This window comes from Paracoccus sediminilitoris (assembly GCF_003259195.1).
GTDB lineage: Bacteria > Pseudomonadota > Alphaproteobacteria > Rhodobacterales > Rhodobacteraceae > Paracoccus > Paracoccus sediminilitoris.
Map to the genome: position 1 here is coordinate 69,694 of NZ_QJPK01000007.1, position 26,594 is coordinate 96,287.

Genomic DNA, 26,594 nt, shown 5'->3' on the forward strand with positions numbered 1-26,594 from the left:
CCGAAATCATGTTGCCCCAAGACCGCCTTGCCCAGATCACCCAACGGTTCGAGTATCTCGAAGCGCAGTTGAATGCTGGCGCCGCGCCCGACCAGATCGCGAAGATCAGCCGCGAATATGCCGAGTTGAAGCCTGTCGTCGAAGGCATCGCCCGCTGGCGCGAGGCCACCGAGGCCCTGGCCGAGGCCAAGGCCATGCTGGCCGACCCCGAGATGCGCGAACTGGCCGAGGATGAGCTGCGCCGCCTGAACGCCGAACTGCCCGATCTGGAACAGCGGCTGCGCGTGGCCCTGCTGCCCAAGGACGCCGCCGATGCCCGCCCAGCCATCCTGGAAATCCGCCCCGGAACGGGCGGCGACGAGGCTGCGCTCTTCGCGGGCAACCTGCTGTCCATGTATCGCCGCCACGCCGAACAGCAGGGCTGGGATTTCCAGATGCTGGAACTGACCCAGACCGAATTGGGCGGCGTCAAGGAGGCCATGGCCCGCATCGCCGGCGACGGCGTCTTTGCGCGGCTGAAATACGAATCCGGCGTGCACCGCGTCCAGCGGGTGCCCGAAACCGAATCGGGCGGCCGCATCCACACCAGCGCCGCCACCGTCGCCGTCCTGCCCGAAGCCGCCGAGGATGTGGAGATCGACATTCCCGCGACCGACATCCGCATCGACACCATGCGCGCCAGCGGCGCGGGCGGCCAGCATGTCAACACCACCGACAGCGCCGTGCGCATCACCCACCTGCCCACCGGCATCGTGGTGACCAGCAGCGAAAAGTCCCAGCATCAGAACCGCGCCAATGCCATGGCCGTGCTGCGTGCGCGGCTTTACGACATGCAGCGCCAGAAGGCCGATGACGAACGCGCCGCCGACCGGAAGTCCCAGGTCGGCAGCGGCGATCGCAGCGAACGCATCCGCACCTACAACTTTCCGCAGGGCCGCATGACCGATCACCGCATCAACCTGACGCTTTACGCCCTGGACAAGATCATGGCGGGCGACCTGTCCGAAATCATCGACGCCCTGACCGCCCATGACCAGGCGGCCCGTCTGGCGGACGCCGAATGAAGCTGTCGCAGGCGCAGGCGGATGGCGCATCCCTGCTGCGCGCCGCCGGCATCGAGGGCGCATCGCGCGACGCCGACCGCATCCTGGCCGCCGTTCTGGACATGGAGCCCGGCCGCCTGCGCATCACCGAGGATCGCGATTTGACCGCCGATGAGGCCGCCCGCTTCAACAAGGGCATCGCCGCCCGCGCCCTGCATCAGCCGGTGGCGCAGATCGTGGGCTTTCGCGACTTCTGGGCGCATCGCTTCAAGGTCACGCGCGACACGCTGGACCCGCGACCCGAAACCGAGGCGCTGGTCGAGGCCGCGCTGGCGCGCCCTTGGAACACCGTTCTGGACCTGGGAACCGGGACGGGGGCGATCCTGATCTCGCTGCTGGCGGCACGGGCGGGAACGACGGGGCTGGGGACCGACATTTCCGAAAAGGCGCTGGAGGTCGCGCGCCACAACGCCCGCCGCATCGGCGTCAATGCCCGCTTCCGGCAGGCCGACTGGTATCAGGGTGTCACCGGCGAATTCGACCTGATCGTGTCGAACCCACCCTATATCGCGGCGGATGAGATGGCGGGGCTGTCGTCGGATGTGCGGGATTGGGAACCGCGCGGGGCGCTGACGGATGGCGCCGATGGGCTGACCGCCTATCGTGCCATCGCGGCGGGGGCGCGTGACTTGCTGAGCCCCCAAGGCATCGTCCTGACCGAAATCGGACCTACCCAGGGGCAGGCCGTCGCGGAACTGTTCAGGGCAGGGGGCGCCACCACGACGGTGCTGCCCGATCTGGATGGACGCGACAGGGTCGTGCTTGCGGAATTTGGCCGGTGATCAGCCCTTTCCCGCGCAAATGAGGCATTTCGGGCAGTTTTTGCTTGTCTTGGCCAAGACGGCATGGTTAGTCGGCATCGTGCAGCAGGCCACGGCCACTGCATGGTCAGCCTGACACTGCCGATTCCGACAGGGCGCGCGACGCGCCATTGCTGGGGCGAGGCAGGGCTGAACGGAGAGGTCACTCACGCCCCCGTAGCCATCCGACACCGCCGTCCAGTTCACTCTGGCACCCCTGCGATCAGAAACATTACAGACAGACTGATGAGATCATCAAAATCCCGTTCGCGTAGCAAATCCAATCGCCAACGCTCGCTTGGCAACGTGGTCAACCGTGTCTTCGACAGCTCGGGGCCCGAGGGCAAGGTGCGTGGCACCCCTCAGCAGATCATCGAGAAATACCTGACCTTGGCGCGCGATGCGCAACTGTCCCACGACCGCGTCGCGGAGCAGAGCTTCCTGCAGCATGCCGAGCATTACACCCGCATGCTGGGCGAAGCGCAGCGCGAGATGGCCGAACGTCAAGGCCAGCAGGGCGGTCAGCAAAATGGCCAGAACAACCGCCAAGACGATGATGGCGGCTATTCGAACCACGGCTATGGCACCGGTCACAATGCCAGCAACCATGGCAATGGCGGCAACAATCATGGTGGCGGGTCGCGCAACGATCAGGGCGATGGCAATAACGGCCAGAACCAGCGCCGCGACGGCAATCGTGACGGCAACCGCGATCACCAGAACCGCCAGTCGCGCAACGACCAGGCCGATCAGCCTGCGGTCGATACCGCGCCCGAGCCTGCACCCGCCCAGGATACGACGCCGCAGCCGTCCAGCCTGCCCGATGCCGTCGCCTCGGGCGACGAGGATCAGTCCGCGCCGGTGACCACACCCGAATCCGAGCCGACCCCCAAGCCTGCGCGCACCCGCACTCCGCGTCCGCGCACGCCGCGCAGCCCGACGGGCACGACCACCCGCAGCCGCCGCAAGCCCGCGGCCGAGGATGGCGGCGCGCCCGCGTCGGACACACCCGCATCATCGGGAAAAAACGACGCCGAGTGATCCGCGTCCGGACATGAATGCCGAAGGGGCCGCAGCATCGCTAACGGCTCCTTTTTCATGTCCGGTTCCTGGGGGCCGCGGCGGGATATCAGCCCGTGGCGCGCGCGGTCGCCACGGCCCGCGCCAGGGCGCAGAACCGTTCCAGATCGATCTCCTCGGCCCGGGCGGTGGGGGGGATGCCGCAGGCGGTCAGCAGATCTTCGATGCCCGGATGCAGCCCCTTCAGGCTGGCCCGCAGCATCTTGCGGCGCTGGTTGAAGGCCGTGGCCGTGACCTGCGACAGCACCGCCGGGTCCGCCGGAAAGCGGGGTTCGGGCAGCGCCGTCAGGTGGACGACGGCGGAATGCACCTTGGGGGCCGGAACGAAGGCCTCGGGGGGCAGATGCATGACGATCTGGGCGTCGGCGCGCCACTGGGCCAGCAACGCCAGGCGGCCATAGGCCTTGGAACCGGGCTTGGCGGTGATCCGCTCGGCCACCTCCTTCTGGAACATCAGCGTCAGGGACTGCCAGAAGGGCGGCCATGCGCGGGGCGTCAGCCAGCGGATCAGCAGCTCGGTCCCGACGTTGTAGGGCAGGTTGGCGGCAATGCGGATCGGCGGGGTCAGATGCGCCAAGGGGTCGATCTCCAGCGCGTCGCCGTTGATGACGGTCAGGCGGCCCGGATAGGCCTGGGCGATCTGTTCCAGGGCGGGCAGGGCGCGGGGGTCCTTCTCGATCGCCAGAACATGACGGGCACCCTGTGCCAGCAGGCCGCGCGTCAGGCCGCCGGGGCCGGGGCCGATCTCCAGCACGTCGCAATCGCGCAGATCGCCCGCCTGCCGCGCGATTTTCGAGGTCAGGTTCAGATCCAGCAGGAAGTTCTGGCCCAGCTGCTTTTTCGCCCGCAGGTCATGCATGGTGATGACGTCGCGCAGCGGCGGCAGGTTGTCGATCATGGGCGGGTCCTTGCCATGTCGCGCGCCATCCTCAGCGCAGCGATGGTGGATGAGGGATCGGCCAAGCCCTTGCCCGCGATGTCGAAGGCGGTGCCGTGATCGGGCGAGGTCCGGATGAAGGGCAGCCCAAGCGTCACGTTGACGCCCCCCGCGAAATCCAGCGTCTTGATGGGGACCAGCCCCTGGTCGTGATAGGCGCAGATCGCCGCATCGTAACGCGCCCGCGCGGGGGCGTGGAACATGGTGTCGGCGGGCATGGGGCCGGTCAGGTTCAGCCCCTGGTCGCGCAGAACCGCCAGCAGCGGGGCGATCATGTCGCGTTCCTGCGTCCCCATCGTGCCACCTTCGCCCGCATGGGGGTTCAGTCCCGCGACAGCGATGCGCGGGGCGGGAATGCCGAAATCGCGGATCAGCGCGGCATGGGTGATGCGGATCGCCTGTTCCAGCACGTCGCGCGTCAGGGCGGAGGGGACCTCCTTTAGCGGAATGTGGATCGTGGCGGGCACCACGCGGCAAGGCGGCGTCACCGTGGTCGAGGCCAACATCATCACCACCGGCACGTCGCCGCCTAGACGGGCCAGGTATTCGGTATGGCCGGGAAAGGAAAAGCCCGCCCCTTCCTTCAAGGCCTGCTTGCTGATCGGCGCGGTGGTGATGCCCGAGACGCGGCCCTGCATGGCCAGATCGACCGCACGGGCGATGACGTCGATTACCCCTTGGGCATTGACCGGGTCCGGTTGGCCCGGCACGGCGGGGGCTGCGAAATCATGGCGCAGGACCGGCAGATGGCCAGGCGGCACGTCATCATCGGGATCATCGACCGCCGTCCAGGCGGTGCCGGGGGCCAAGTGGCGCGGGTCGCCCATCCAGACCAGGTCCACCCCCGAGGCCAGCGCCAGGGGGGCCAGTTCGGGGCCGACGCCCGCGGGTTCGCCGCAGGTCAGCAGGATGCGTCGTGCCATCGGATCAGGGCCGGCGGATGATGGCGTCGGCGCGCAGATCGGCCAGCAGGCCCTCGGCGGCGGTGTTGATCTTGTCGTTGAACAGCTGGTCCTTGACGGCCTCGCGGTCGGGGATGCCGCCGGTCTGGGGGATCGCGTTCTCGACGCCGTCTTGGGGCAGGGCGGTGGTCGGAACCTCGGCCTGGGCGGCAAGGGCGGGCTGGCGGGAACACAGCATGACCAGTTCGGCCCCCGCCCCCATCGGCACGACGCCGGCCTCATCGGCATCAAGCGAGGCGAGGCGGGTGGCGATCAGCGTCGGGATGGCGGCCTGGGATTGCGTCTGACGCTGGACCTGGGCCGCGGCCTGGGGTCCCGCATCGGCATAGAATTCGTCGCAGCTGCGGGTGCGGGCGGCAAGGGCGGCCGCATCGGCCACCGACGTCATGCGCAGCGTCAGGTAATCCAGCACCTGTTCACGCGCGCCGGGCCTCAGCGACCCTTGTGCGTCGCGCAGCAGGAACAGGACGACCGCGCCGTCGACGGGCAGAGGCTGGGTGACCTGGCCCGGTTGCAGTGCCGTCACGATGGGCCGCAGCGAGGGCGGCAGGTTGTCCAGCGCCACGGTCGCCAGCTGGCCCCCCGCCTGCGCCGAGGGCGATGCGGAATATTGCCGCGCGGCCTGGGCGAATTGTTCGGGCGTCGGGTTCGATCCCACGATCCGCTGCGCCAGTTGCAGCGCCTGCTGTTCCTGCCCCGGAGGCGCGGGAATGATCAGTTCGGACAGCGACACGCGGTCGATGATCGGGGTTTCGATGACGCGCTTCAGCTGCTGGTCGATCTCGGCTTCCGAGACATTGATCTGGCCGACCAGGCGCGCCCGCACGACATCGCGCCAGACGGTGCCCGCTTCGACAAAGTCGCGAAACACACCGGCCTCGATGCCGGCGCCTTCCAGGCGGGCGATGAAGGTGGCTGCGTCCAGACCGGCACGTCCGGCGAATTCATCCATGCCGCGCTGCAGGCCTTCGGGGGTGATGGTCACGCCGATCTGCTTGGCGGCCTGCACGCGCAGGCGGTCGTCGATCAACGCCTGTTCGGCCATCTGGGCCGAGGTGTCGGGCGCGCCGATCACCTTCATGAAGCGCTGGCGCTGGTCGACCTCATAGCGGGTGACGGCGCTGTCGTTGACGTAGACGACCGGCTGGAACAGGTTCTGTGCCATGACGGGCGTGATCGCGCCGGTGGCCACCACCGCCGCCAAGGCGATACCGGAAAGGAAATGCCGCATCTGCTGCCCTCAATCTTGGTTCTTGGCCGGAAGATTAGCGCATGCAGCTGCGCCGCGCCACCGTGCCCGGTCCGTCTTGTTGCTGTCCGAATCCCCCCAGCCGCACCGACAGGTCGAAGCTGGTTTCCGCCCTGACCGTGTCCGAACTGGTGAAGCGACGCGACAGGCCCGTTTCCACGGTGATGCATTCGTTGCGATAGGCCACCTGCAGGCTGGCCTCCTGCGCGCGGTCGACCACGAAATCATAGCGGGTTTCGGCCGTGCCCCACCAGCCTTCCTTGATCTGCCAGCCGATATTGGCGGCCAGTTCGCTGGCATCGGCGGCGCGGCCTTCATCCTCGCTGCTGTCGATCCACAGGTAACCGGCCGAAACCTGCAGATCGCTGCGCAGCCAGCCCATCCGCAATTCGTTGCGCGAGGCGCGGAAGCTGTCGTCGAACAGTGCCCGGTTCGACACGGCCAGCCCCGTTCCGCTGTCGTAATTCGCCGCCAGCAGCCAGTCCGAGCGTGACCCCCCAAGCGGGGAATCGGGGTCGAAATCATCGGCGTCCCCGGCCCGCACGACGCGCCCGCCCGTCACCCCAAGCGACCAGCCGGTCGGATCGATCCGGGTCCATGTGGCACCAATATTGGCCCGCAACCCGGTTTCGCGCATGTCATAACCGGGAAAGCGGTTGTCGGAAAACAGGTTCCCCTCGTCGAATTCGATCAGGCGGCTGTCCTCGTTCGGGATGTCGTCGTCGTGGCCGCGCGGCGAATAAAGCACTTGCACCACGGGTTCGACGATATGGGTGGCATTGCCCCGCATGGTGGCCAGCGGCCAGCGCAGCTCGACCCCGATCTGCGGATCGACGCGTGTGACCAGTTCGTCAAAGCGGCTGTCCTGCCCGATGCGATAGATGTCGGCATCGATCCCGGCCAGCGTCGCGGCCACAACGCCGCCGGGCAGGATGGTGCTGCGCCGCCAGTCCAGTCCCACCGATCCCCGCGCCACGTCGCGCCCTACGAATTCCGCATCCGAGGGGCGGCGATGGGCATGGGCCGACCATTCCAGCACGGCCTCTCCGCCCAGATAGGCGGGGGTCAGGCGGCGGCGCCAGATCACGTCGGCCACCTGCGCGGGCGATGTCGCGTCATCCTCGTCGTCGCGCAGACTGTCGTAATTGCCGACCCTGCCCCAGACCAGCTTGTCGCGGCGGACCCGTTCCAGGGACACCCCGCTCCACAACCGGTCGGCATCGGTGATGTCGTAATCCAGCAGATAGGCGCGGTCCGACGCCGTCTGGACCTGCACCCCCAGGCGATAGCCGCGCGGAATGTCGAACTGCGCCGTGCCGAAGAAATAGCCCCGCGTGTCGCCGGGCCGGATGTCGTCGCGGCTGATCGCGCCGTTCCATTCCAGCCCGCCATTGGCGAAGGCCTGGCGATAGCGCAGTTCCAGCGTGGTGGTGCGGTTCACCGACAGATAGGGCGTCAGCGTCACGTCGGCATGGTCGCCCAAGGTCTGGAAATAGGGCAGCTTGACGCCGAAACCCAGGCCCGAGGTGGTGCGGATCATCGGCCGCAGGAATCCCGATTGCCGTTCGACCGTGGGGTCGGGGGCCGAAACGGTAAAGGGGGCCGCGGCGACCGGGATGTCGAAGGCGCGCAGCTGGGGCCGGTCGAAGGTGATGCGCTGGGTTTCGGCGTCATGGGTGATCCGGCGCGCGCGGATTTCCCACAGCGGCGTCGGGTTCGACGCGCAGACCTGGCAAGACGACGCCACCACGTCGGTCAGTTCGGTGATGCGCCCATCCTCGCGGCGTTCCAGCCGTCGGGATGCCATCTGCAATTCGCGGTTCAGGACCAGCCTTGCGCCGTTGACGATGCCGTCCTGCAATTCGCGGTCCAGCTGGGCGCTGTCGGCGATCAGTATGGGGTTGTCATCGGGGTCGGCGCCGGGGCGGGACAGGTGAATCGGACCTTCGATCGTCAGGTCGCCCGACCCGCCGTCCACGATGATGCGCGACGCGATTAAGCGGCTACCTTGGTACCAGACGACCACGCCCCCTGCGGCGATCAGCGTGCGGTCGCCCTTCAGCAGGACGTTGTCGGCCAGGACCGTCGCCGCCCCCTGGTCGCCCCCGTTCTGCGTTCCCCGGATAGTGACATCCGTGTCGGGGGCCGCCGTCGCCGGCGCGTTCGAGGTGGGCGTCCGGTCGCCCACCGGATTGCTGCCCAGCTGCTGGGATGCGGGTGCCAAGGCCGAGACGCCGCGCGTCGCCGTCAGCGCCGTTCCCGGCATGGCGGGCATGCCCGATCCGGCGGCATCGTCGAACATGGATTGCGCGATGGCGGGGGGCGTAACCATGGCCGTCGCGCCCAGCAATGCCATCGCCAGCGCGCGGCCCAGTCCTGATGCATGAATGCGCAAGGTCATCCGTCCTCTCGTTTCAGTATCAGGGCCAGCGCGAACATCGCCCCCACCAGGGGCGGCGTCCAGGCCGCCATGGCGGGGGTGATCTGGCCGTTATCCCCCAGAATTTGCGCCAGGTTGCGCAGGAAGAACAGTGCAATCCCCGCGGCGAAGGCCATCAGCACGGCGACCCCGGTATTTCGGCCACGCACATGCTGCATGGTGAAGGCGGCGGCGATGATGACCATGGCGGCCATCAGGAAAGGGCGGGCCAGCTCCATCTGGAACCAGGTGCTGTGGCGGGCGGCGGAAAAGCCCGCGCGTTCCAGCCCGGCGATGAAGGCGGGCAGTTGCCAGACCGGCACCGATTGCGGACGGCCGAACCCGTCGCGGATGCGCTGCGCGGTCAGGTCCGAATCCAGCCGCATGCTGTCGCTGCGCGTGACGGCGGCCTGCGGGTTCGGCTGATCCAAGGGAAAGTCGCTGACCTCGCTCAACTCCCATGCGCCAGGGGTCAGGCGGGCCTCGCGCGCCTCGATGCGGCGTATGGGGCCCGCATCGGGGCCGAAGACCAGGAAGCTGGCATCATAGAGCGTCACGGCATCGGGGCTGGTGCGGCGGGCGCGGATGACGATCTGGCCGCTTTCCTGGCCGTCGGTCTGCACCGCTTGGCGCAGCCAGACGGCGCTGTCGCCCACGCTGACGGTCTGGCGGCCCTGACGGTCGATCTGGGCCACGGCCTCGTCGTAATACTGGCCGGTGGCGGCGACCAGCGGGTTGATCAGCCCCACCGACAGACAGCCCAGCAGGATGGCCGTGGTGACCGGCGCCCGCAGCAGCTTGATCCCCGACCGTCCCGAGGCCCGGATCGCCACCATTTCGGAACTGCGGGCCAGGTTCAGGAACATCGCGATGGCCGCCAGCACGGTGATCAGCGGCAGGATGGAATAGAAGCTGTCGGCGATGTTCAGCGCCGACAGGCGCGCGGCGCCCGACAGGCCGATGTCGCGGTCGGCAAAGCGGCGGATCATCTCGATCATGTCGACCAGGAACAGGATCAGCAGGAACACCCCCGCCACCATCAGGAAGCTGCGCAGGAAGCGCCGCGCGACATAGCAGGCCAGGATCATGCCGTCGCCCCCTTGGGTCCGCGCGGCCGCGCCGCCAGCCACAACAGGGCCATGCACAGCAGCGTCCCCACTACGGCGGGCAGGTACAGCAGCGGCCACAGCGCCAGGTTGCGCCCCACCTGATTAACCGCGGCATTCGACAGGAACTGGATCAGGATCAGCCCCAGAATCGCCCATCCGACCTGCCGCCAGACCCCGAAGCGAGAGAAACCGCCGATCAGCAGCGTCGCGAAACCCAGCATGGCGGCAATGGGCGACAGCAGGGGCTGGGCGATACGTTCATGCGCCTCGCGCCGGGCTGCGGCGGGGGTTTCCCCGGTGGCGGCCAGCAGGTCCGCGTCGGGGTTCAGCAGGCGCAGCGTGCCGTAATCGCGCAGGTCGCGGCCCTTGCTGCTGCTGCTGCCTGCGAACATGCTGCCGATGTCATAGCTGAATTCCTGAAAACGCGTGACCGCCAGGTCGGGGCCCGTGGGGCGGATGGTCATGGTCTGGGCCATCCCCTCCAGCAGCACCAGCACAGGACCGGTTTCGGTGCGCACCACCAAGGCCTCCTGTGCGGTATAGATGACCTGGCGGGCGGGATCGCGCGCATCCTCGATGAACAGGTCCAGAAGCCGCCCGTCAGAGGCGATGTCGCGGATGAACAGCGTCACGTCGTCGGCGGGATACTGAAACGAACCGGGGCGCAGGAACTGGGCGGTCACGTTTTCGGCAATCTCGGACGACCGGTCGGCCAGGCGGGCGCGTGCCATGGGCACCAGCCCGTGGACCAGCACCGCGACCATCAGCCCCACCGTCAGCCCAAAGACCAGCACCGGCCGCGCCAGCCGCCAAGGCGACAGCCCCGCCGCCTGCATGGCCACCAGTTCGGATTCGCCCGCAAGCCGGTTCGTGCCATAGGCCGTGGCCGCGAAGGCTGCCACCGGCAGCACGACCGAAATCACCAGGGGCAGCGTCAGCGCGGTGAATTCCAGCACCACCAGCGCCGTCTGGCCGTCGTTCAGCAGGTCGTCGAACAGGCTGACCGCGCGGTTTATCCAATAGACGGATACCAGGACCAGCGCGAAGAAGCCGAACAATGTCAGCATCAGACCAAGGACGTATTTGTCGATCCGGGGCATGGACGGCCTTTTCCTGCGTGACGTTCATTCCTGCTTAGCGGCAAGGGCGGCTCTGGAAAAGAGGCGGGCGCGGGTCTAGGTTCGACTTCAACACGACACGAGGATCCTTTTTCGATGACCCAACCTGTTGAGATCAACTTCACCGACAATGCCCCCGACAAGATCGCCGAGCATCAGGGCCGCGTCGCCCTGGTGCTGACGGCGACCGACCGGCTGCCCGGCAAGCTGCCGCGCCCCGCGCGCGAGGCCGCGTCCCGTGCGCTGGCCTCGAAGGCAGGGCAGGCGCTGAAGCCCGGACAGGTGATGGAACTGGCCTTTCCCGCCGGCATGGAGGCCGAGAGCCTGCTGCTGGTCATGCTGCCCCATGACGCCACCCAATCCGAGGCGCGTCGCGCCGGTGCGGCCATCGGCGCCAAGCTGGGCCGGGGTCACATGCTGGTGATGGCCGGGGCGCACAAGCTGTCCAATGACGTGGCGCTGGGGCTGGCACTGCGCAGCTATGACTTCGGGGCCTATCACACCGACCGCGACGATGCCGATGACGCCGCGCGCCCCCATGTCACCTTCCTGGTCAAGAAGCCCGAGGAACTGGCCCGCGTCGCCGCCGATGCCGCAGCCCTCGCCGAGGGCGTCTTTTTCACCCGCGACCTGGTGAACGAACCCGCCAACGTCCTGACCACCACCGATTTCGCCGACCGCCTGCACGCGATGGAAGAGATCGGCCTCGAGGTCGAGGTCCTGGAGGAGGACGAGCTGGAGGCCTTGGGCATGCGCGCCCTGTTGGCTGTCGGTCAGGGCAGCGAATCGCCCTCGAAGGTCGTGGTCATGCGCTGGAACGGCGGCGGGGATGAGGCACCCTTGGCGCTGGTCGGCAAGGGCGTCGTCTTCGACACCGGCGGCATTTCCATCAAGCCCGCCGCCGGCATGGAGGACATGACCATGGACATGGGCGGCGCGGGCGTCGTGGCGGGCGTCATGCGCACGCTGGCGCTGCGTCGGGCCAAGGCCAATGTCGTGGGGCTGGTCGGCCTGGTCGAGAACATGCCCGACGGCAAGGCGCAGCGCCCCGGCGACATCGTGAAATCCATGAAAGGCGACACGATCGAGGTGATCAACACCGACGCCGAGGGTCGCCTGGTTCTGGCCGACGTGCTTTGGTATGCGCAGGAACGCTTCGAGCCCAAGGCCATCGTCGATCTGGCCACCCTGACGGGCGCCGTCATCATCGCCCTGGGCCATGACAACGCGGGCGTCTTCTGCAACGACGACACCTTCGCCGACCAGATCCTGACCGCCGCCAAATCCGAGGGCGAGGGCGCATGGCGTCTGCCCCTGGGCAAGCCCTATGACGATCTGATCAAGTCGCGTCTGGCCGACATGAAGAACACCGGCGGTCGCGCGGCGGGCTCGATCACGGCGGCGCAGTTCCTGCAACGCTTCATCAAGCCGGGCCAGCCCTGGGCGCATCTGGATATCGCGGGCGTGGCGCTGCCGCCCTCGGCCACCGATCTGGCGCCGAAGGGCGCGACGGGTTGGGGCGTGATGACGCTGGACCGCCTGGTCCGCGACCAGTTCGAATCCAAGTGATCCTGAACGACATCATGACCGCGTCCGGCATCCTCCGGTCGCGGCGGGCTGCGTGATCCGATGGGGAACGCGCTTTTTTACCATCTGACACGCTCGCCTGCCGAACAGCTGGTGCCTGTCCTGATGGGCAAGGCACTGGCTGCCGGCTGGCGTTGCGAATTGCGGGCCGCAGAGGCGCAGCGGCTGGAACGGTTGGACCTGTATCTGTGGCAGGCCGAAGGCTTTCTGCCGCATGGCATGGCTGGCGGTCCGCATGACGCCCGCCAACCGGTGCTGCTGACGGTGGCGGGGCAACAGGCGGCCAATGATCCGGCCTGCCTGATGGCGCTGGACGGCGTGGCAGTGACGCCCGACGAAATGGCCCGGCTTGACCGCGCCTGCATCATCTTCGATGGGGGCGACGACACGGCCACAGCGCAGGCCCGCGACCAGTGGCGCGAACTGACCGGCGCCGGCATCGAGGCGCAGTACTGGTCCGAGGAGTCGGGCCGTTGGGAACGCAAGCGTTAGGCCGCGGCGTGGCCTGCCAGCCGTGCATGCAGATCCTCGCGCCGCAGATCCGCCTTGGGGCCTTGCATCACGGCGCGGCCCCGTTCCATCACCAGAAAATCGTCGCCCAGATCCCAGGCGAAGTCGAAGAACTGTTCGACCAGCACGATGGCCATGTCGCCCCGGTCGCGCAGGGCGGCGATGACGCGGCCGATCTGGGCGATGATGTTGGGCTGGATGCCCTCGGTCGGTTCGTCCAGCAGCAGGACGCGCGGCTTGGTGATCAGGGCGCGGGCGATGGCCAGCTGTTGCTGCTGGCCCCCCGACAGGTCGCCGCCGCGTCGATGGGCCATTTCGGCCAGAACGGGGAAACTGTCGAAGATCTCATCAGGAATGCGGCGTTCGGTGCGGGGTAGGCAGGCAAAGCCGGTCTCCATGTTCTCGCGCACGCTCAGCATCGGAAAGATGGCGCGGCCCTGCGGGACGTATCCCACGCCAAGCCGCGCCATCTGCTGGGCGGTGACGCGGCCCAGGGGCTTGCCTTCCATCGTGATCTCGCCCCCGGAACGCGGGTGCCGTCCGGCCAGCAGGTTCATCAGCGACGTCTTACCCACGCCGTTATTCCCCATGACGCAGGTGACAGCGCCGGGACGGGCCGCGATGTCGATCCCGTGCAGGATCTGGCTGCCGCCGTAATGCAGGGTCAGGTTGGTCGCGTTCAGCATCTTCATCGCCCCAGATAGACTTCGATCACGTCGGGATTGCGGGTGACATGGTCCAGCGATCCTTCGGCCAGGACAGATCCCTGATGCAGAACCGTGACCTTGCAGTTCAGGCGGCGCACGAAATCCATGTCATGTTCGACGACCACCACCGCCCGCGTCTGCGCCAGCCGCACCAGCAGCGCGGTGGTCAACTCGCGTTCGGCCAGCGTCATGCCCGCGGCCGGTTCATCGACCAGCAGCAGGCGGGGTTCCTGCGCCAGCAGCATGCCGATCTCCAACCATTGCTTCTGGCCATGGCTCAGCTGGCCGGCTTGGCGGTGTATGTGGTCCGACAGGCCGACCTCGGCGGCCAGTTCGGTAACGCGGGCGCCGGTGGCGGAGGCGGGGCGCCAGGTCAGCACGGCAAAGGGATTGCGATTGGCCTTCAGCGCCATGATCAGGTTGTCCTCGACCGTCTGATCCTCGAAGACGGTGGGGCGCTGGAACTTGCGGCCGATGCCCGCGCGGGCGATCTGCGATTCGGTCAGCTTCAGCAGCGATTTCGAGGTTTCGCCCCACAGGACCTGTCCCTTGTCGGGGCGGGTCTTGCCGGTGACAATGTCCATGAAGGTCGTCTTGCCCGCACCGTTCGGGCCGATCACCGCGCGCAATTCGCGTTCGTCGATGTTGAAGGACAGATTGTTGATGGCGCGGAACCCGTCGAAGCTGACGGAGACTCCGCTGACTTCCAGAAGCGCGCTCATGCCTTGTCCTTTCGTGCGGGGATCAGGTCGAAGATGCCGGCGATGCCCTTGGGGGCGAAGAGGGTAACCAGCACGAAGGACAGGCCAAGCGCCACCTGCCACCAATCCACCCATTTGACGACATAGCCGGGCAGGGTGATGTCGGGTGCCCGCCCGCCGGTGAACCAGCTGGACAGAAGCGACACGACCACCGCCCCGATGATCGCGCCATAAAGCCGACCGCGCCCGCCGATGGCGACCCAGACTGCCAGATAGATAGACGCGATGGGCATCAGCTCGGCCGGGTTGATGATGCCGGCCTGAGGGTAATAGAGCGCCCCCGCAATGGCGGTGATCATGGCGGCAAGGGTGAAGACGACCAGCTTGAAGCCCTCGACCGGGTAGCCCAGGAAACGCACGCGGGTTTCGTCGTCGCGGATGGCGCGGATCACGCTGCCGAACTTGCCGCTGACGATCCAGGCGGCCAGCACATAGCACAGCCCCAGGGCCACGGCCGACGCCCAGAGGAACCAGACCGAGATCCGCGCCTGTCCGACCGCGTCCAGCCCCGGCAGGTTCTGCAACCCCGACAGCCCGTTGTTGCCGCGAAAGCCACTGTCGTTCTGGAACAGCCACAGCGCCAGGGCCAGCGTCATCGCCTGCGTCAGGATCGACAGATAGACGCCGTTGACGCGGCTGCGAAAGGCCAGCCAGCCAAAGACCAGCGCCAGCAGCCCCGGCACGGCCACGACCAGCATTAGCTGCAAGGGCAGGGAATGCGCAAAACTCCATGTGACGGGCAGTTCGGCCGATCCGACGACGCCGAAGATCTGGTTGGCGGTGGCCTGCTGCAGCTCCAGCGGGGTGGGCGGGATGGGGTTCTGTGCCAAGGATGCGGCGACGATATCTTCGGTCCGGGCATACATCAGCCATTGGCCGATCATATAGCCGCCAAGGGCGAAGAACGCCATCTGGCCCAGGGACAGGATGCCCAGATAGCCCCAGACCAGGTCCATGGCGACGGCGGCCAGCGCCAGGCACAGGGTCTTGCCCAGCACTTTGACCATCGATGTCGGGATGACGCCGTTGCCATAGGCGTGGCTGAGGAAGGTGACGGCCAGCGTGAAGGCCGTCAGCACGGCCAGCACCGGCAGGACCGAGCGGTTGCGCAGGATGAAGGGGGTTCGCGTCATGGATCAGACCTCTGCCGCGCGGCCCTTTTGCGGGATGATCCCACGGGGCCGGAACTGGATGAAGATGATGATGAAGAGGATCATGAAGGTCTGAGCCGCCAGCGTATTGCCGGGGTTCAGCGATTCGATGACCTTGGACAGCCCGCCGATCAGCGCCGCACCTGCCAATGTGCCCCAGATGTTGCCGACACCGCCCACGACCACGGTCATGAAGCTTTGCACGATATAGCCTTGGCCCAGTTCGGAGGTGACCTGCGCGAAAAGGCCGATGGCGACGCCCGCGATGCCTGCGATGCCGGACCCAAGGCCGAAGGTCATCATCGCGATGCGGTCGGGGTTGATGCCCATGGATGCCGCCATGCCGGGGTTCTGGGTGACGGCGCGGACCTCCAGCCCCAGCCTCGTGCGCTTCATGATGAACAGGAACAGCCCCAGGAACAGCAGCGCCAGCACGAAGATCGCCACGCGGATCGAGCTGATCGAGATGACGTCGTTGATGGTGATCGACCCCTCCAGCCACGCAGGCGCGGTCAGCGGACGGGCCTGCGTCCCGAAGATATTCTTGGCCAGCTGCTGCAGCGCGATGGAGACACCGAAGGTCGCCAGCAGGGTCTCCAACGGGCGATGGGCCAGATGGCGGATGACGAGGCGATAGAGGATCACCCCTGCCAGCGCGGTCACCGCAAAGGCCAGCGGCAGCGCCACCACCAGCGACAGTGTGCGGTCCGCGATCAGCGTCTGGACGGTATAGGCGGTATAGGCGCCCATCATGATGAATTCGCCATGCGCCATGTTGATGACGCGCATGACGCCGAAGGTGACGGCCAGCCCGATCGCCGCCAGGAAATAGATGGATGCCAGCGACAGCGCGTCCAGCCCCAGATCGACGCCTTTCATCGCGCCCAGGCGGACCTCGGCACTGGTCTGGGCGGCGCGGGCGGCATCGGTGACGGCGCTGTCGGGTTCGGCGTAGAGCTGAAAGAAACGGTGCGCCTCCAGTGCCTCGCGGGCCTCGGATTCGGTGGCGGCGGGGGGGACGGCGCCCGAGGCCTCCAGCGCGTCATAGGCGGCGTCGCGGATGTCGGGATCGCCCAGATTGGCGACAGGGGTGCCTGCGACGCGGCCATCGACGATGTTGGCGGCAAGGGCAGCGCGCTGTTCGTCCGAGGTCATGAAGGGTTGCAGCGCACCCTTGTCGACCAGCGCCGCCAGGGCATCGGCGCGGGGCAGGTCGTCACCGACGGTCATTTCGCGCGCGACATTGCCCTGCGGCACATCGATATCGGCCACCAGCCGCGTTGCCAGCAGCGGGTTCAGCACGGCCCTGAAATCCAGCGCGACATCGCCTGCCATCGCCTCGATCGCGGCGATGCGGGCGGCGGGGTCGGTGCCGTGCTGGATCGTCATCAGCTTTTCCAATCGCGCCTTGCGGGCGGCCAGCACCGGGTCGGGATCGTCCAGCGCGGCGCGCAGGGGGGCCAGCTGATCGGCATTGCCGGACCGTGCCAGCGTGTCCAGCGCCATGGCGCGGCGGGCGGGGTCGGGGTCTTTCAGCTGGCTTGCGACCAGCGCGCTTTCGATGACACCGCGCACGCCTGAATTGGGGCGCAGGGGGCGGGCGTCGGGCGCCGGGGCGGCCTCGCCCGTCAGCGCGTCGGTCGCCGTGTCGCCGTCCAGGATCAGCAGGTCGCCCCCTTCGGTCAGGACCAGGTTCCTGTCCGCCCATGCCTGCAGCAGCGCCAGCCCCTGCGGCCCCGTGGCCGCGATCTGGTCGACCAGCGGTCCCACCGTCCGTCGAGAGGGCTTTTCGATCTGGTCGATGCTGTCGGCCACCACCGCATCCAGCGATTGCGCGACGGCGGCAAGGGGCATCAGCAGCGCCGTCAGCAGGACGGCGATCAGGCGGAACCGGGGCACTGGGGGGTATCCTTCCGAAACGGGGGATCGGGCGGTGCAGAACCGCCCGATGTCAGGTCAATAGTTCGACTGCTGCTGCACGCAGGCACCGGTATCGGTGTTGAACATGCCGCAATCCTTTTCCGCCCAATCGGCGTCCAGCACGGCGGATTCGGGCAGGAAGTCGGTCCAGGCATCGCCCGGCACGGGCTCGGTCTGGCTGACGATGTCGAACTGTCCGTCCTCGCGGATCTCTCCGATCAGGACGGGCTTGGTCAGGTGGTGGTTGGGCAGGACCTGCGCGGTGCCGCCGGTCAGGTTCGGGACCTCGACCCCGACGATGGCGTCAAGGACCGGGTCCACGTCGGTGGTGCCCGCGGCCTCGACCGCGGCGACCCAGGCGTTGAAGCCGATCATCGTGGCCTCCATCGGGTCGTTGGTCACGCGGTTGTCGTCGCCGGTGAATTCATGCCAGGCGGCGATGAATTCATCGTTCTGTTCGCTCTCGGCCGTCTGGAAATAGTTCCAGGCTGCCATGTGGCCGACAAGGTTGGTGGTATCCAGACCCGACAGCTCCTCCTCGCCCACGGAAAAGGCCATGACGGGGATGTCGTCGGCAGAAACGCCCGCCGCCGCCAGTTCCTTGTAGAAGCCCACGTTGGCATCGCCGTTGATGGTCGAGACGACGCCGACCTTCTTGCCGTCTGCGCCAAGCGCCACGACATCGGCCACGATCTTGGACCAGTCGGAATGCCCGAAGGGGGTATAGTTGACGAAGATGTCCTCCTCGGCGGTGCCGTTATCCTTCAGATAGGCATCGAGGATGTTGTTCGTGGTGCGCGGATAGACATAGTCGGTGCCCAACAGCGCCCATTTTTCGACGCCCAGTTCGTCGCGCATGTAATCGACAGCGGGGATCGCCTGCTGGTTCGGGGCGGCGCCGGTATAGATGACGTTCTTGGAGGATTCCTCGCCCTCGTACTGGACGGGATAGAACAGAAGACCGTTCAGCTCCTCGATCACCGGCAGGACGGATTTGCGGCTGACGCTGGTCCAGCAGCCAAAGATCGCATCCACGTCGCTGACCGTCAGCAGCTCGCGCGCCTTTTCCGCAAACAGCGGCCAGTCCGAGGCCGGATCGACGACCACCGCCTCCAGCGGGCGGCCAAGGACGCCGCCCTTGGCGTTCTGCTGTTCGACCAGCATCAGGACGGTGTCCTTCAGCGTGGTTTCGGAAATCGCCATCGTGCCCGACAACGAATGCAATACGCCGATCTTGATCGGCTCGCCCTCTTGGGCCCATGCGCCGCCCGCTGCCGTCAAGGCGCTGGTCAGCAAAAACATTCTGGTAAATCCGGTCATTCTTACCCTTTCCCGCCGGCTCTGCGTCCGGTCTCCCTGTCGAACTGTTGAGGGGCTTTGCCCTCGCGGTTTCAAAAGGACGCGAAAACCGTGCAGTTGGACAGGAAAGGGGCAGTGTTCGTGGGGCAGATGCGCCATCTGGCGCGTGGGTGGGCAGGCTGCGGGGCGGCTGCCTGCCCTGCGGGCAGTTCAGGTGGCGCGGGGCGTCAATCCGCCCTGGTCCACCAGGAAATCGACGATCTGCTGAACGCCGCCGCCATGACGCAGCTGGGCCATGACCACGGGCCGCGTGCCCCGTGCCGCCCGCGCATCGCTTTCCAGCAAGGTGGCATCGACGCCGACATGGGGGGCAAGGTCGGTCTTGTTCACGACCAGCAGGTCCGATCGCGCCAGACCGGGGCCGCGCTTGCGCGGAATGTCCTGACCGGCGGCGGTATCGATGACATAGATGGTCAGATCGGCCAGTTCCGGGCTGAAGGTCGCGGCCAGGTTGTCGCCACCCGATTCGATCAGCACCAGGTCCAGATCCGGGAAGGCCGCGTTCAGGTCGGCGATGGCGGCCAGGTTGATGCTGGCATCCTCGCGGATGGCGGTGTGGGGACAGCCGCCGGTTTCGACGCCGCGGATGCGTTCCACGGGCAGGACCTGGGCGCGCATCAGCGCCTCGGCATCCTCACGCGTATAGATGTCGTTGGTGATCACCGCCATCGACAGGCGGGGGGCCAGCGCGCGGGCCAGCTGTTCGGTCAGGGTCGTCTTGCCCGCACCGACGGGGCCGCCGATGCCGACGCGAAGGGGTCCGTTCAGGCTCATGATCGAAAGATCCTTGTGGTCATGGTTTCGTGGCGCATCTGGGCGATATCCGCGCCCCAAGTAGCGCTGGCCAGATCGCCCTGGGTGGCGCCGACTGCCCGATGGGCGCAGGCCAGGATGACGGGGTGCAGGGCGGCCAGCATTGCCTGACCCTGCACCGGCCCAAGCGGCATGAAGCGCACGGCGGCGCTGATTTGCGCCTGAGCCTGTGCCAGCAGAAAGGCGGCGATGATCTCGGGCGCGGGCAGGGGCATGGCGGCGCAGGCGCGGCCGAAGGCGACGGGCAGGGCGGCGGGCGTCTGGTCGCGGCCCGTCAGCGCGGTTACATTGGCGGCAAAGGCGGTGCCCTGTTCGATCGTTTCCGACAGGCGTTCCGATGTCAGGCAGGCCGCGCGGGCCAGGTCGTCCAACGCGTCATGGTCGGCATCCGGGGCCAGCGCCAGCGCCACCAGCACCGCATCGGTCCAGCCCGCGCCATGGTCCAGCCAGTCGCCCAACCATCGCGGCAGGGTGGTACGCGTTACCGTCCCCTGATCCATCGCCTGCTCCAGCCCCTGCGACCAGGCAAAGCCGCCCACCGGAAAGGCGGGCGACAGCCATTGCGCCAGCTGCAGGCGGGCTGTTTCAGGCGTGGTCATGATAGTGGTGGTCATGCCCGTGATCGTGGTCATGGCTGTGCGTGTTCGGCCCGTGATCATGGCCGAAGGTGCGGCCATGGCCATAGGCGCCGCCTTCGGGGGTAAAAGGGGCGGTCGTCAGGGTCAGGTCCGCGCCCAGTTGTTCCAGCATGGCCTGCAACACGTGATCCTGGCGGATGACTAGATGATCGTCCTTGATCTGGCAGGGCGTGTGGCGGTTGCCGATATGCCAGGCCAGCCGCGGCAGGGGGCCGCGAACAAGGATCACCGGTTCGGGGGCGGCGCGCACCGCGATGCGGCGGCCATCCGACAGCGCAAAGGCGTCGCCGTCATCGACGCTGGTCACCTCGGGCAGGTCCAGCAGGAAATCGCCGCCATCGAAGGTCAGGCGTTTGCGGCGCAGCAGGCGCGCGTCGTAATCCAGGCTGACCTCTCCGTCGAAGGGGCCGTGGGCCGCGCGGATCACGGAATGGGAATGGATCGTCATGTCTTGTCCTCAGAACAGGAAATAGCGCTGCGCCATCGGCAGTTCGGTGGCGGGTTCGCAGGTCAGCAGCTGGCCGTCGGCGCGCACCTCGTAGGTTTCGGGGTCGACCTCGATCTGCGGCATGGCGTCGTTCAGGACCATGTCGGACTTGCCGATGTCGCGGGTGTGTTCGACCGCGATCAGGGTCTTTGACAGATCACCTGCGGCCCCGGCCTCCAGCCCTGCGCGGCTGACGAACATCGCCGATGCGCGGCCCGTATGCCCCCACATGGGTCGGCTGAAGACCGGCTGAACGGGGATGGACCCGTTCGGATCACCCATCTGCGCGACGCTGATCTGGCCGCCGACCAGCACCATCTCGGGCTTGACGCCGAAGAAGGCGGGCGACCACAGGACCAGGTCGGCGCGCTTGCCCGGTGTGATCGAGCCGATATGGGCGCTGACGCCATGGGCGATGGCGGGGTTGATGGTGTATTTCGCGATATAGCGACGGGCGCGCAGGTTGTCGTTGTCGCCCGACTCGCCCTCCAGCCGGCCGCGCTGGCGGCGCATCTTGTCGGCCGTCTGCCAGGTGCGGATGATCACCTCTCCGATCCGGCCCATCGCCTGGCTGTCCGAGGAGATGACGCTGAACGCGCCCAGATCGTGCAGGATATCCTCGGCAGCGATGGTCTCGCGGCGGATGCGGGATTCGGCAAAGGCCACGTCTTCGGGAACACGCCGGTCCAGATGGTGGCAGACCATCAGCATGTCCAGATGTTCCTCGATCGTGTTGCCGGTATAGGGCCGCGTCGGGTTGGTGGACGATGGCAGGACGTTCCCCATGCCAACCATGCGGATGATGTCGGGCGCATGCCCGCCGCCCGCACCTTCGGTGTGATAGGCGTGGATGGTGCGGCCCGCGATGGCGGCCATCGTGTCCTCGACGAAACCGGATTCGTTCAGCGTGTCGGTGTGGATCATCACCTGCACGTCCATCTGGTCGGCCACGGTCAGGCATGTGTCGATGGCGGCGGGGGTGGTGCCCCAGTCTTCGTGCAGCTTCAGCGCGCAGGCCCCGGCGCGGACCTGTTCCTCCAGCGGCGCGGGCTGGCTGGCATTGCCCTTGCCCGCGATGCCGATATTGACCGGCAGTTCGGCGCAAGCCTCCAGCATGCGTGCGATGTGCCACGGGCCGGGGGTGCAGGTGGTGGCCAGCGTGCCATGCGCAGGCCCCGTGCCACCGCCCAGCAGGGTGGTGACGCCCGAATGCAGCGCATGTTCGACCTGCTGCGGACAAATATAATGGATGTGACAGTCGAACCCGCCGGGCGTCAGGATGCGCCCCTCGCCCGCGATGATTTCCGTGCCCGGCCCGATGATCAGGGTGACGCCGGGTTGCGTGTCGGGGTTGCCGGCCTTGCCGATCCCGGCGATGCGGCCGTCGCGCAGGCCGACATCGGCCTTGATGATGCCCTGATGGTCGAAGACCACGACGCCGGTGATGACCGTGTCCATCGCGCCATCGGCCCGCGTGACCTGAGACTGTCCCATGCCGTCGCGGACGACCTTGCCGCCGCCAAACTTGACCTCCTCTCCGGGGGTGGTCAGGTCGCGTTCGACCTGGATCAGCAGTTCCGTGTCGGCCAGGCGGATGCGGTCGCCGGTGGTGGGGCCGTAAAGCGCCGCGTAATCGGCGCGCGAAAGCGTGGTCATGTCAGCGCCCCCATGATGTCCTTGCGAAAGCCCTGCACGATGCGGTCGCCTGCATAGGCCACCAGCGTGACCTGCCGCGACTGGCCGGGTTCGAAGCGGACGGCGGTGCCTGCCGGAATTGCCAAGCGCATGCCGCGGGCCGCCTGACGGTCGAAATCCAGGCCGGGATTGGTTTCGGCAAAGTGGTAATGGCTGCCGACCTGGATGGGGCGGTCACCGGTATTGGCGACCATCAGGTCGATGGTCGGGCGGCCCTGGTTCAGGGTGATGTCGCCGGGGGCGGTCAGGATTTCGCCGGGGATCATGGCTCAGCCCGCCACGACAAGGGCCAGACCCGCGACCGAAGTCGCGCCGCCCAGCCACCGCAGCGCCATGGCGCCCCGCGCCGCGCGCCCCAGCACGATGCCCAGCAGATGCAGCGCCATGGTCGCCGCCGCAAAGCCCGCCGCATAGAGACCTGCGCCCTGTGCGGGGCCTTCGGCACCATGCGCCCAGCCATGCGCCGCGCCAAAGACTGCCGCCATCGGCAACAGCGCCACCATCGGCAGCCGCATCGCCATCGCCACCAGCACGCCCAGGATCACGACCGAGGCCAGGATCATCGGCTCGACCCCGGCAAGGGGGGCGCCGTCGGCCAGCAACCCGCCCGCGATCATCGACCCGACAAAGGTTACCGGCAGCGCCCAGATCGCCCGGCCGCCCATCTGTGCGGCCAGAAGGCCGAGCGCCAGCATGGCCAGCAGGTGATCGCCCCCCGATACGGGGTGGGTCAGGCCGTCGATCAGCGGGTTGGCGTGGTCGACATGGCCGGGATGGGCGAAGGCCGCAACGGGCAGAAGAGTCGCGGCAATGGTTGCGGAAAATCTTTTCATTCACGCCTCCTGGCGGATCGGGTGGTGGACGGTGACCAGCTTGGTGCCGTCGGGAAAGGTGGCTTCGACCTGGACGGATTCGATCATCTGCGGGATGCCCGGCATGCATTGGCCCGCGGTGATCACATGGGCGCCCGCCTGCATCAGGTCGGCGACGGTCCGGCCGTCGCGGGCACCCTCGACCACGAAATCGGTGATCAGGGCGATGGCCTCGGGGTGGTTCAGCTTGACACCGCGTTCAAGGCGGCCACGCGCGACCATGGCCGCGACGGATATCAGCAGTTTCTCGCGTTCGCGGGGGGAAAGGTTCATGTCAGACCTGCCAGATACGGGGAAGGGGGTCGGGACGCAGCGCGCCCAGCAATCGGTTCACCTGCCGCCGCAGCGGCCAGTTGTCACGGGACAGGATGCGCAGGCACAGCCGCCCCGGCAGGGCACTGGCGGCGGCGGTCACGCCCGGTTCGTCCAGCACCGCGCGGGCGCGCGGCAGCAGGTCGGCGGCATGGGGCGCAATGACCGCCATGCTGGCCATCACCCGCGCGCCGGCCAGCATGGCAGGGTCGCCAAGGCGGGGCAGGGCGGCGTCATCCAGCGCCAGCGCGTCGTGATGGATCACGCGCCCGTAGCGGCGCACCACGCGGCGGTCGCGCAGGTGCAGGTGACTGATGGTTTCGCCCATGGCAAGACGGCCCAGGACCAGCACCTCCAGCAGCATGCAGCCCGCGTCGCCCGCCAGATCGACCTGCGTGTCGCGCTCCAGCCGGGCATTGTCATAGAGGATGGTTTCCTGCGGCAGCCAGTCCAGCCAGCCCCCGGCCCCCACGGTCAGGGCGACCTGCGCGCGGGCGGCATCACCCGGCGCGCGATAGGCGCGCTCGGCGGTCTGGGTGGTGGCCAGCGCGCGCGTGCCCGCCTGCAGATCGACGGCAAAGCGCAAACTGTCGCCCGATGCCAACCCCCCCGAGGTGTTCAGGAAGACGATCTCGGGCAGGCCCGCGGTCATGCGCGGCAGCATCGCCTTGGCCGATCCGGCCTGCGACAGGTCGATCAGCCCGCCACCGCCCATGACCACATGCGCCGCCCCATGGCTGCGCTGCATCTTGGTTCCGGGGGGCGTCGTGTCGAACATGGGTGCAAGGGGCGCGCAGGGCCGGGCAAGGTCAACTGCCCGCGGCGCCAGCATTGCTTGCCATGCGGGCAGCCAGATGGGTTATGCTCGAAATATGGGCAGATTGCCTGCGGGTTGGGCGGTTCTAGACCGGTTGATCCAGCATCGCGTGCAGCAGCCGCTTGCGGGCGGGGGGGATGGCGCGGATCTCGACCCCGGTAAAGACATGCATGGTGCGCAGCGCCGGATCGACGACGGCATGGTCGCTGACCCAGCCCCCCATCGCCAGATAGCTGCGCAGCAGCGGCGGCATCGCGGCCATGGCCTGGCGGGGGTCGGGCTTGCGCAGCCGCAGCGCGCGGGCAAAGCGGAAGACCTTGGGCGACTTGACGCGTGGCCACCAGCGCCGCGGGGCCAAATGGCGTTCCTTGAGCATGGCGAAGGCCTCGGCATGGGGTTCGGGTTCGCAGCCCACGAAGCTGGAACAGCCGAACAGCATCTCGGCCCCGGTCAGTTCGACGAAGCGGGTCAGCGCCGCCCAGGCCAGCCGCACGATATTGGGATCGTGGATGTCGGGATGAATGCAGAACCGCCCCATTTCGACCATCGGGCCGTCAAAGCGGCCCAGGGCGGCAAGGTCATAGAACTGCGCCGAATAGCTGCGGGCGATCTGCGACCCGTCGGTCAGGGGCAGAAAACGAAAGCAGCAGACCAGCCGCCCCGACGCGACCTGTTCGATCAGCATGTGGCTGCAATCGTCATCCAGGGCGTCGCGGTCTAGGCTGACCCCGTCATCGGCTTGGTCTTCGCGTGCCATGAAACAGGTCCAGCGCAGCCGCTGCGCCGCCTGGATATCGGCGGGCGTTTCGGCCAGCCGTGCCCGGTAAAGACCCTTGGTGATCGGCTGCATGGCGTGACCCCTGGCTGAACCTTGGGGCCAGCATAGCCCCTTCATGTGTCGAAATCACGAAATGCCGCGCGGCAGGGGTCAGAATCCCCGTTTGCTGCTGCGCTGTCGGGCATCAATCGCGATGATGATCGCCGTGGGCGACGTTCTCGGTGTCGCCCAAGACGCCCTCGATATAGATGCGCCGCACCAGCAGCATGGTCACGATCAGCAGCGGCGCTGCCAGAATCACCCCGGCAAAACCGAACAGCGCCCCGAAGGCCATGATGGCGATGATAGTCAGCGCCGGGGGCAGCTGCACGGCGAACCGCTGAATCAGGGGCATCAGGATGTTGCCTTCGAACATCTGGATGGCGGCGAACAGCAGCGCGACATAGAGCGCGGTGTCAAAGCCCTGCGACAGGGCGAACAGCGCCGCGATCCCGCCCGAAAAGACCGGGCCGATGATCGGCACGATATTGGTCAGCCCCGCGATCAGCGCCAGCAGCAGCGCCAGCGGCACGCCCAGCAGCCACAGCCCGATCCCTGCCAGCACCGCGACGATGGCCATGTCCAGCGCCTGCCCGGCCATCCAGCGGCCCAGTTGGTCGCCCAGTTCGGCCATGATGTGACGGGCGCGGGTGCGATGACGCAGCGGCACCAGGCGGATCGTACCGCGGCGATAGGTCGGTGCCTCGAGCGCGACGAAGATCGCCACCATCAGCATCAACAGCACCGAGGACAGGCCGCCCAGCACCATGTCCACCATGCCGGTCAGCTTGCCCATGATGTCGGGAATGTTGCCGGCCAGCTTCGACGCCCCTTCCTCGACCCGGTCCGAGGATTGCACCTGTTCGGTGATCGCCGAGACGATAGTGTTCCCCGAGGCCCAGTCCCGCAGCCGGTCCCATGATTTCGGCAGCCCCTGCACCAGTTGGGTGAACTGATCCGCGACGGGCTGGCCTGCCAGCATGACAATGCCTGCCATGACGGCCACGACGGCCAGCACCACGACCAAAACGCCCAGCTTGATGTTCAGGCCAAGATGACGATGCAGCCCCTGCGCCCCCGCCCGCAAGGCGATGGCGATCAGGATGGCGCCGAAACCAAGCATGATGATGCCGGACCATGCCCATGCTGCGGCGATCAGGACCGCCAGCGCGGCAACGCTGACCAGCGTGCCGACCGTCAGGCGGCGCGGTTCGACATGGCTGTCGTCATGGGTGGGCGGGGTGATGGGTTGGGGCATGGGTCGTCCTGGATGGAAATGACTGGGGGCGGTAACGCATGGTCCAACCGCTGCTTGGCGGGCGGGTTCCCCCGACGGGCGAATCCCTTGCCGGCGATGCACGGGTTCATGTC

General features: G+C 67.4%; 26 protein-coding genes. 5 read left to right on the forward strand and 21 right to left on the reverse strand.

What is annotated here, in order from left to right; translation table 11 throughout:
* The first annotated feature begins 8 nt into the window (after positions 1-8).
* The 3 genes from prfA (at position 9) to DKT70_RS09360 (ending at position 2,944) form a co-directional block, all read left to right on the forward strand.
* The gene (gene prfA / locus DKT70_RS09350; RefSeq protein WP_111558889.1) at positions 9-1,064 is read left to right on the forward strand and encodes a peptide chain release factor 1; all 1,056 of its coding nucleotides are present in this window, start codon (positions 9-11) and stop codon (positions 1,062-1,064) included.
* On the forward strand, positions 1,061-1,885 hold the full coding sequence (gene prmC, locus DKT70_RS09355; RefSeq protein WP_111558890.1) for a peptide chain release factor N(5)-glutamine methyltransferase: 825 nt from the start codon (positions 1,061-1,063) through the stop codon (positions 1,883-1,885). Before prfA ends, prmC begins: the two co-directional genes overlap by 4 nt.
* Before the next feature lie 264 nt (positions 1,886-2,149).
* Positions 2,150-2,944 carry a DUF4167 domain-containing protein gene (locus DKT70_RS09360; protein ID WP_111558891.1) on the forward strand — a complete coding sequence of 265 codons (795 nt, stop codon included), beginning with the start codon at positions 2,150-2,152 and terminating at the stop codon, positions 2,942-2,944.
* A gap of 88 nt (positions 2,945-3,032) precedes the next feature.
* Here DKT70_RS09360 and rsmA read toward each other — a convergent pair whose 3' ends face one another.
* From rsmA to lptF, 6 genes are read right to left on the reverse strand one after another with little or no spacing between them, the layout of a single operon-like run.
* Positions 3,033-3,881, reverse strand: a complete 849-nt coding sequence (gene rsmA / locus DKT70_RS09365; RefSeq protein WP_111558892.1) for a 16S rRNA (adenine(1518)-N(6)/adenine(1519)-N(6))-dimethyltransferase RsmA — start codon at positions 3,879-3,881, stop codon at positions 3,033-3,035.
* Positions 3,878-4,843 (reverse strand): 4-hydroxythreonine-4-phosphate dehydrogenase PdxA, encoded by a 966-nt coding sequence (gene pdxA, locus DKT70_RS09370; protein WP_111558893.1) that lies wholly within the window; start codon positions 4,841-4,843, stop codon positions 3,878-3,880. Before pdxA ends, rsmA begins: the two co-directional genes overlap by 4 nt.
* A gap of 4 nt (positions 4,844-4,847) precedes the next feature.
* Positions 4,848-6,113, reverse strand: coding sequence for a peptidylprolyl isomerase (locus DKT70_RS09375; RefSeq protein ID WP_111558894.1), 1,266 nt, complete (start codon positions 6,111-6,113; stop codon positions 4,848-4,850).
* 34 nt (positions 6,114-6,147) lie between these two features.
* Positions 6,148-8,532 (reverse strand): LPS-assembly protein LptD, encoded by a 2,385-nt coding sequence (locus tag DKT70_RS09380; protein ID WP_233490511.1) that lies wholly within the window; start codon positions 8,530-8,532, stop codon positions 6,148-6,150.
* Positions 8,529-9,638, reverse strand: coding sequence for an LPS export ABC transporter permease LptG (gene lptG, locus DKT70_RS09385; RefSeq protein ID WP_111558942.1), 1,110 nt, complete (start codon positions 9,636-9,638; stop codon positions 8,529-8,531). Before lptG ends, DKT70_RS09380 begins: the two co-directional genes overlap by 4 nt.
* Positions 9,635-10,759 carry an LPS export ABC transporter permease LptF gene (gene lptF, locus DKT70_RS09390; protein ID WP_111558895.1) on the reverse strand — a complete coding sequence of 375 codons (1,125 nt, stop codon included), beginning with the start codon at positions 10,757-10,759 and terminating at the stop codon, positions 9,635-9,637. Before lptF ends, lptG begins: the two co-directional genes overlap by 4 nt.
* Before the next feature lie 114 nt (positions 10,760-10,873).
* Here lptF and DKT70_RS09395 point away from each other — a divergent pair, with 114 nt between their 5' ends.
* Positions 10,874-12,346, forward strand: a complete 1,473-nt coding sequence (locus DKT70_RS09395; protein ID WP_111558896.1) for a leucyl aminopeptidase — start codon at positions 10,874-10,876, stop codon at positions 12,344-12,346.
* Positions 12,347-12,406: 60 nt separating this feature from the next.
* Positions 12,407-12,856 carry a DNA polymerase III subunit chi gene (locus tag DKT70_RS09400; protein WP_111558897.1) on the forward strand — a complete coding sequence of 150 codons (450 nt, stop codon included), beginning with the start codon at positions 12,407-12,409 and terminating at the stop codon, positions 12,854-12,856.
* Here DKT70_RS09400 and urtE read toward each other — a convergent pair.
* From urtE to DKT70_RS09475, 15 genes are all read right to left on the reverse strand, one after another.
* Positions 12,853-13,560, reverse strand: a complete 708-nt coding sequence (gene urtE / locus DKT70_RS09405) for an urea ABC transporter ATP-binding subunit UrtE (protein ID WP_111558898.1) — start codon at positions 13,558-13,560, stop codon at positions 12,853-12,855. The two genes, DKT70_RS09400 and urtE, sit on opposite strands and share 4 nt — an antisense overlap.
* A 2-nt stretch (positions 13,561-13,562) precedes the next feature.
* Entirely contained in the window at positions 13,563-14,303 is a 741-nt protein-coding gene (urtD, locus tag DKT70_RS09410) for an urea ABC transporter ATP-binding protein UrtD (protein ID WP_111558899.1), read from the reverse strand.
* Positions 14,300-15,475, reverse strand: a complete 1,176-nt coding sequence (urtC, locus tag DKT70_RS09415) for an urea ABC transporter permease subunit UrtC (RefSeq protein WP_111558900.1) — start codon at positions 15,473-15,475, stop codon at positions 14,300-14,302. Before urtC ends, urtD begins: the two co-directional genes overlap by 4 nt.
* A 3-nt stretch (positions 15,476-15,478) precedes the next feature.
* Positions 15,479-17,347: an urea ABC transporter permease subunit UrtB gene (gene urtB, locus DKT70_RS09420; protein ID WP_111558943.1), complete on the reverse strand. Its 1,869-nt coding sequence runs from the start codon at positions 17,345-17,347 to the stop codon at positions 15,479-15,481.
* 102 nt (positions 17,348-17,449) lie between these two features.
* Complete coding sequence (urtA, locus tag DKT70_RS09425) at positions 17,450-18,715, reverse strand: urea ABC transporter substrate-binding protein (RefSeq protein WP_407672203.1); 1,266 nt, start codon at positions 18,713-18,715, stop codon at positions 17,450-17,452.
* Positions 18,716-18,922: 207 nt separating this feature from the next.
* Positions 18,923-19,546 carry an urease accessory protein UreG gene (gene ureG / locus DKT70_RS09430; RefSeq protein ID WP_072296453.1) on the reverse strand — a complete coding sequence of 208 codons (624 nt, stop codon included), beginning with the start codon at positions 19,544-19,546 and terminating at the stop codon, positions 18,923-18,925.
* A complete protein-coding gene (locus DKT70_RS09435) occupies positions 19,543-20,217 on the reverse strand; it encodes an urease accessory protein UreF (RefSeq protein WP_233490512.1) in 675 nt (224 codons plus the stop codon). Before DKT70_RS09435 ends, ureG begins: the two co-directional genes overlap by 4 nt.
* Positions 20,171-20,671, reverse strand: coding sequence for an urease accessory protein UreE (locus DKT70_RS09440; RefSeq protein ID WP_111558903.1), 501 nt, complete (start codon positions 20,669-20,671; stop codon positions 20,171-20,173). Before DKT70_RS09440 ends, DKT70_RS09435 begins: the two co-directional genes overlap by 47 nt.
* A gap of 9 nt (positions 20,672-20,680) precedes the next feature.
* Positions 20,681-22,366, reverse strand: a complete 1,686-nt coding sequence (ureC, locus tag DKT70_RS09445; protein WP_111558904.1) for an urease subunit alpha — start codon at positions 22,364-22,366, stop codon at positions 20,681-20,683.
* On the reverse strand, positions 22,363-22,671 hold the full coding sequence (locus DKT70_RS09450; protein WP_111558905.1) for an urease subunit beta: 309 nt from the start codon (positions 22,669-22,671) through the stop codon (positions 22,363-22,365). Before DKT70_RS09450 ends, ureC begins: the two co-directional genes overlap by 4 nt.
* A gap of 3 nt (positions 22,672-22,674) precedes the next feature.
* Positions 22,675-23,238 carry a HupE/UreJ family protein gene (locus DKT70_RS09455; protein WP_111558906.1) on the reverse strand — a complete coding sequence of 188 codons (564 nt, stop codon included), beginning with the start codon at positions 23,236-23,238 and terminating at the stop codon, positions 22,675-22,677.
* Positions 23,239-23,550 carry an urease subunit gamma gene (locus DKT70_RS09460; RefSeq protein WP_072296448.1) on the reverse strand — a complete coding sequence of 104 codons (312 nt, stop codon included), beginning with the start codon at positions 23,548-23,550 and terminating at the stop codon, positions 23,239-23,241. It abuts the gene before it with no gap.
* A 1-nt stretch (position 23,551) separates the two neighbouring features.
* Complete coding sequence (locus tag DKT70_RS09465) at positions 23,552-24,367, reverse strand: urease accessory protein UreD (protein WP_111558944.1); 816 nt, start codon at positions 24,365-24,367, stop codon at positions 23,552-23,554.
* A gap of 124 nt (positions 24,368-24,491) precedes the next feature.
* A complete protein-coding gene (locus DKT70_RS09470; RefSeq protein WP_111558907.1) occupies positions 24,492-25,256 on the reverse strand; it encodes a GNAT family N-acetyltransferase in 765 nt (254 codons plus the stop codon).
* 112 nt (positions 25,257-25,368) lie between these two features.
* Complete coding sequence (locus tag DKT70_RS09475) at positions 25,369-26,481, reverse strand: AI-2E family transporter (protein ID WP_111558908.1); 1,113 nt, start codon at positions 26,479-26,481, stop codon at positions 25,369-25,371.
* Positions 26,482-26,594 lie beyond the last annotated feature (113 nt).

Coding starts and splice junctions, on each gene's coding strand:
- prfA (WP_111558889.1), top strand. CDS start 9: ATGTTGCCCCAAGACCGCCTTGCCCAGATCACCCAACGGTTCGAGTAT.
- prmC (WP_111558890.1), top strand. CDS start 1,061: ATGAAGCTGTCGCAGGCGCAGGCGGATGGCGCATCCCTGCTGCGCGCC.
- DKT70_RS09360 (WP_111558891.1), top strand. CDS start 2,150: ATGAGATCATCAAAATCCCGTTCGCGTAGCAAATCCAATCGCCAACGC.
- rsmA (WP_111558892.1), bottom strand. CDS start 3,881: ATGATCGACAACCTGCCGCCGCTGCGCGACGTCATCACCATGCATGAC.
- pdxA (WP_111558893.1), bottom strand. CDS start 4,843: ATGGCACGACGCATCCTGCTGACCTGCGGCGAACCCGCGGGCGTCGGC.
- DKT70_RS09375 (WP_111558894.1), bottom strand. CDS start 6,113: ATGCGGCATTTCCTTTCCGGTATCGCCTTGGCGGCGGTGGTGGCCACC.
- DKT70_RS09380 (WP_233490511.1), bottom strand. CDS start 8,532: ATGACCTTGCGCATTCATGCATCAGGACTGGGCCGCGCGCTGGCGATG.
- lptG (WP_111558942.1), bottom strand. CDS start 9,638: ATGATCCTGGCCTGCTATGTCGCGCGGCGCTTCCTGCGCAGCTTCCTG.
- lptF (WP_111558895.1), bottom strand. CDS start 10,759: ATGCCCCGGATCGACAAATACGTCCTTGGTCTGATGCTGACATTGTTC.
- DKT70_RS09395 (WP_111558896.1), top strand. CDS start 10,874: ATGACCCAACCTGTTGAGATCAACTTCACCGACAATGCCCCCGACAAG.
- DKT70_RS09400 (WP_111558897.1), top strand. CDS start 12,407: ATGGGGAACGCGCTTTTTTACCATCTGACACGCTCGCCTGCCGAACAG.
- urtE (WP_111558898.1), bottom strand. CDS start 13,560: ATGCTGAACGCGACCAACCTGACCCTGCATTACGGCGGCAGCCAGATC.
- urtD (WP_111558899.1), bottom strand. CDS start 14,303: ATGAGCGCGCTTCTGGAAGTCAGCGGAGTCTCCGTCAGCTTCGACGGG.
- urtC (WP_111558900.1), bottom strand. CDS start 15,475: ATGACGCGAACCCCCTTCATCCTGCGCAACCGCTCGGTCCTGCCGGTG.
- urtB (WP_111558943.1), bottom strand. CDS start 17,347: ATGCCCCTTGCCGCCGTCGCGCAATCGCTGGATGCGGTGGTGGCCGAC.
- urtA (WP_407672203.1), bottom strand. CDS start 18,715: ATGTTTTTGCTGACCAGCGCCTTGACGGCAGCGGGCGGCGCATGGGCC.
- ureG (WP_072296453.1), bottom strand. CDS start 19,546: ATGAGCCTGAACGGACCCCTTCGCGTCGGCATCGGCGGCCCCGTCGGT.
- DKT70_RS09435 (WP_233490512.1), bottom strand. CDS start 20,217: ATGACCACGATCACGGGCATGACCACCACTATCATGACCACGCCTGAA.
- DKT70_RS09440 (WP_111558903.1), bottom strand. CDS start 20,671: ATGACGATCCATTCCCATTCCGTGATCCGCGCGGCCCACGGCCCCTTC.
- ureC (WP_111558904.1), bottom strand. CDS start 22,366: ATGACCACGCTTTCGCGCGCCGATTACGCGGCGCTTTACGGCCCCACC.
- DKT70_RS09450 (WP_111558905.1), bottom strand. CDS start 22,671: ATGATCCCCGGCGAAATCCTGACCGCCCCCGGCGACATCACCCTGAAC.
- DKT70_RS09455 (WP_111558906.1), bottom strand. CDS start 23,238: ATGAAAAGATTTTCCGCAACCATTGCCGCGACTCTTCTGCCCGTTGCG.
- DKT70_RS09460 (WP_072296448.1), bottom strand. CDS start 23,550: ATGAACCTTTCCCCCCGCGAACGCGAGAAACTGCTGATATCCGTCGCG.
- DKT70_RS09465 (WP_111558944.1), bottom strand. CDS start 24,367: ATGTTCGACACGACGCCCCCCGGAACCAAGATGCAGCGCAGCCATGGG.
- DKT70_RS09470 (WP_111558907.1), bottom strand. CDS start 25,256: ATGCAGCCGATCACCAAGGGTCTTTACCGGGCACGGCTGGCCGAAACG.
- DKT70_RS09475 (WP_111558908.1), bottom strand. CDS start 26,481: ATGCCCCAACCCATCACCCCGCCCACCCATGACGACAGCCATGTCGAA.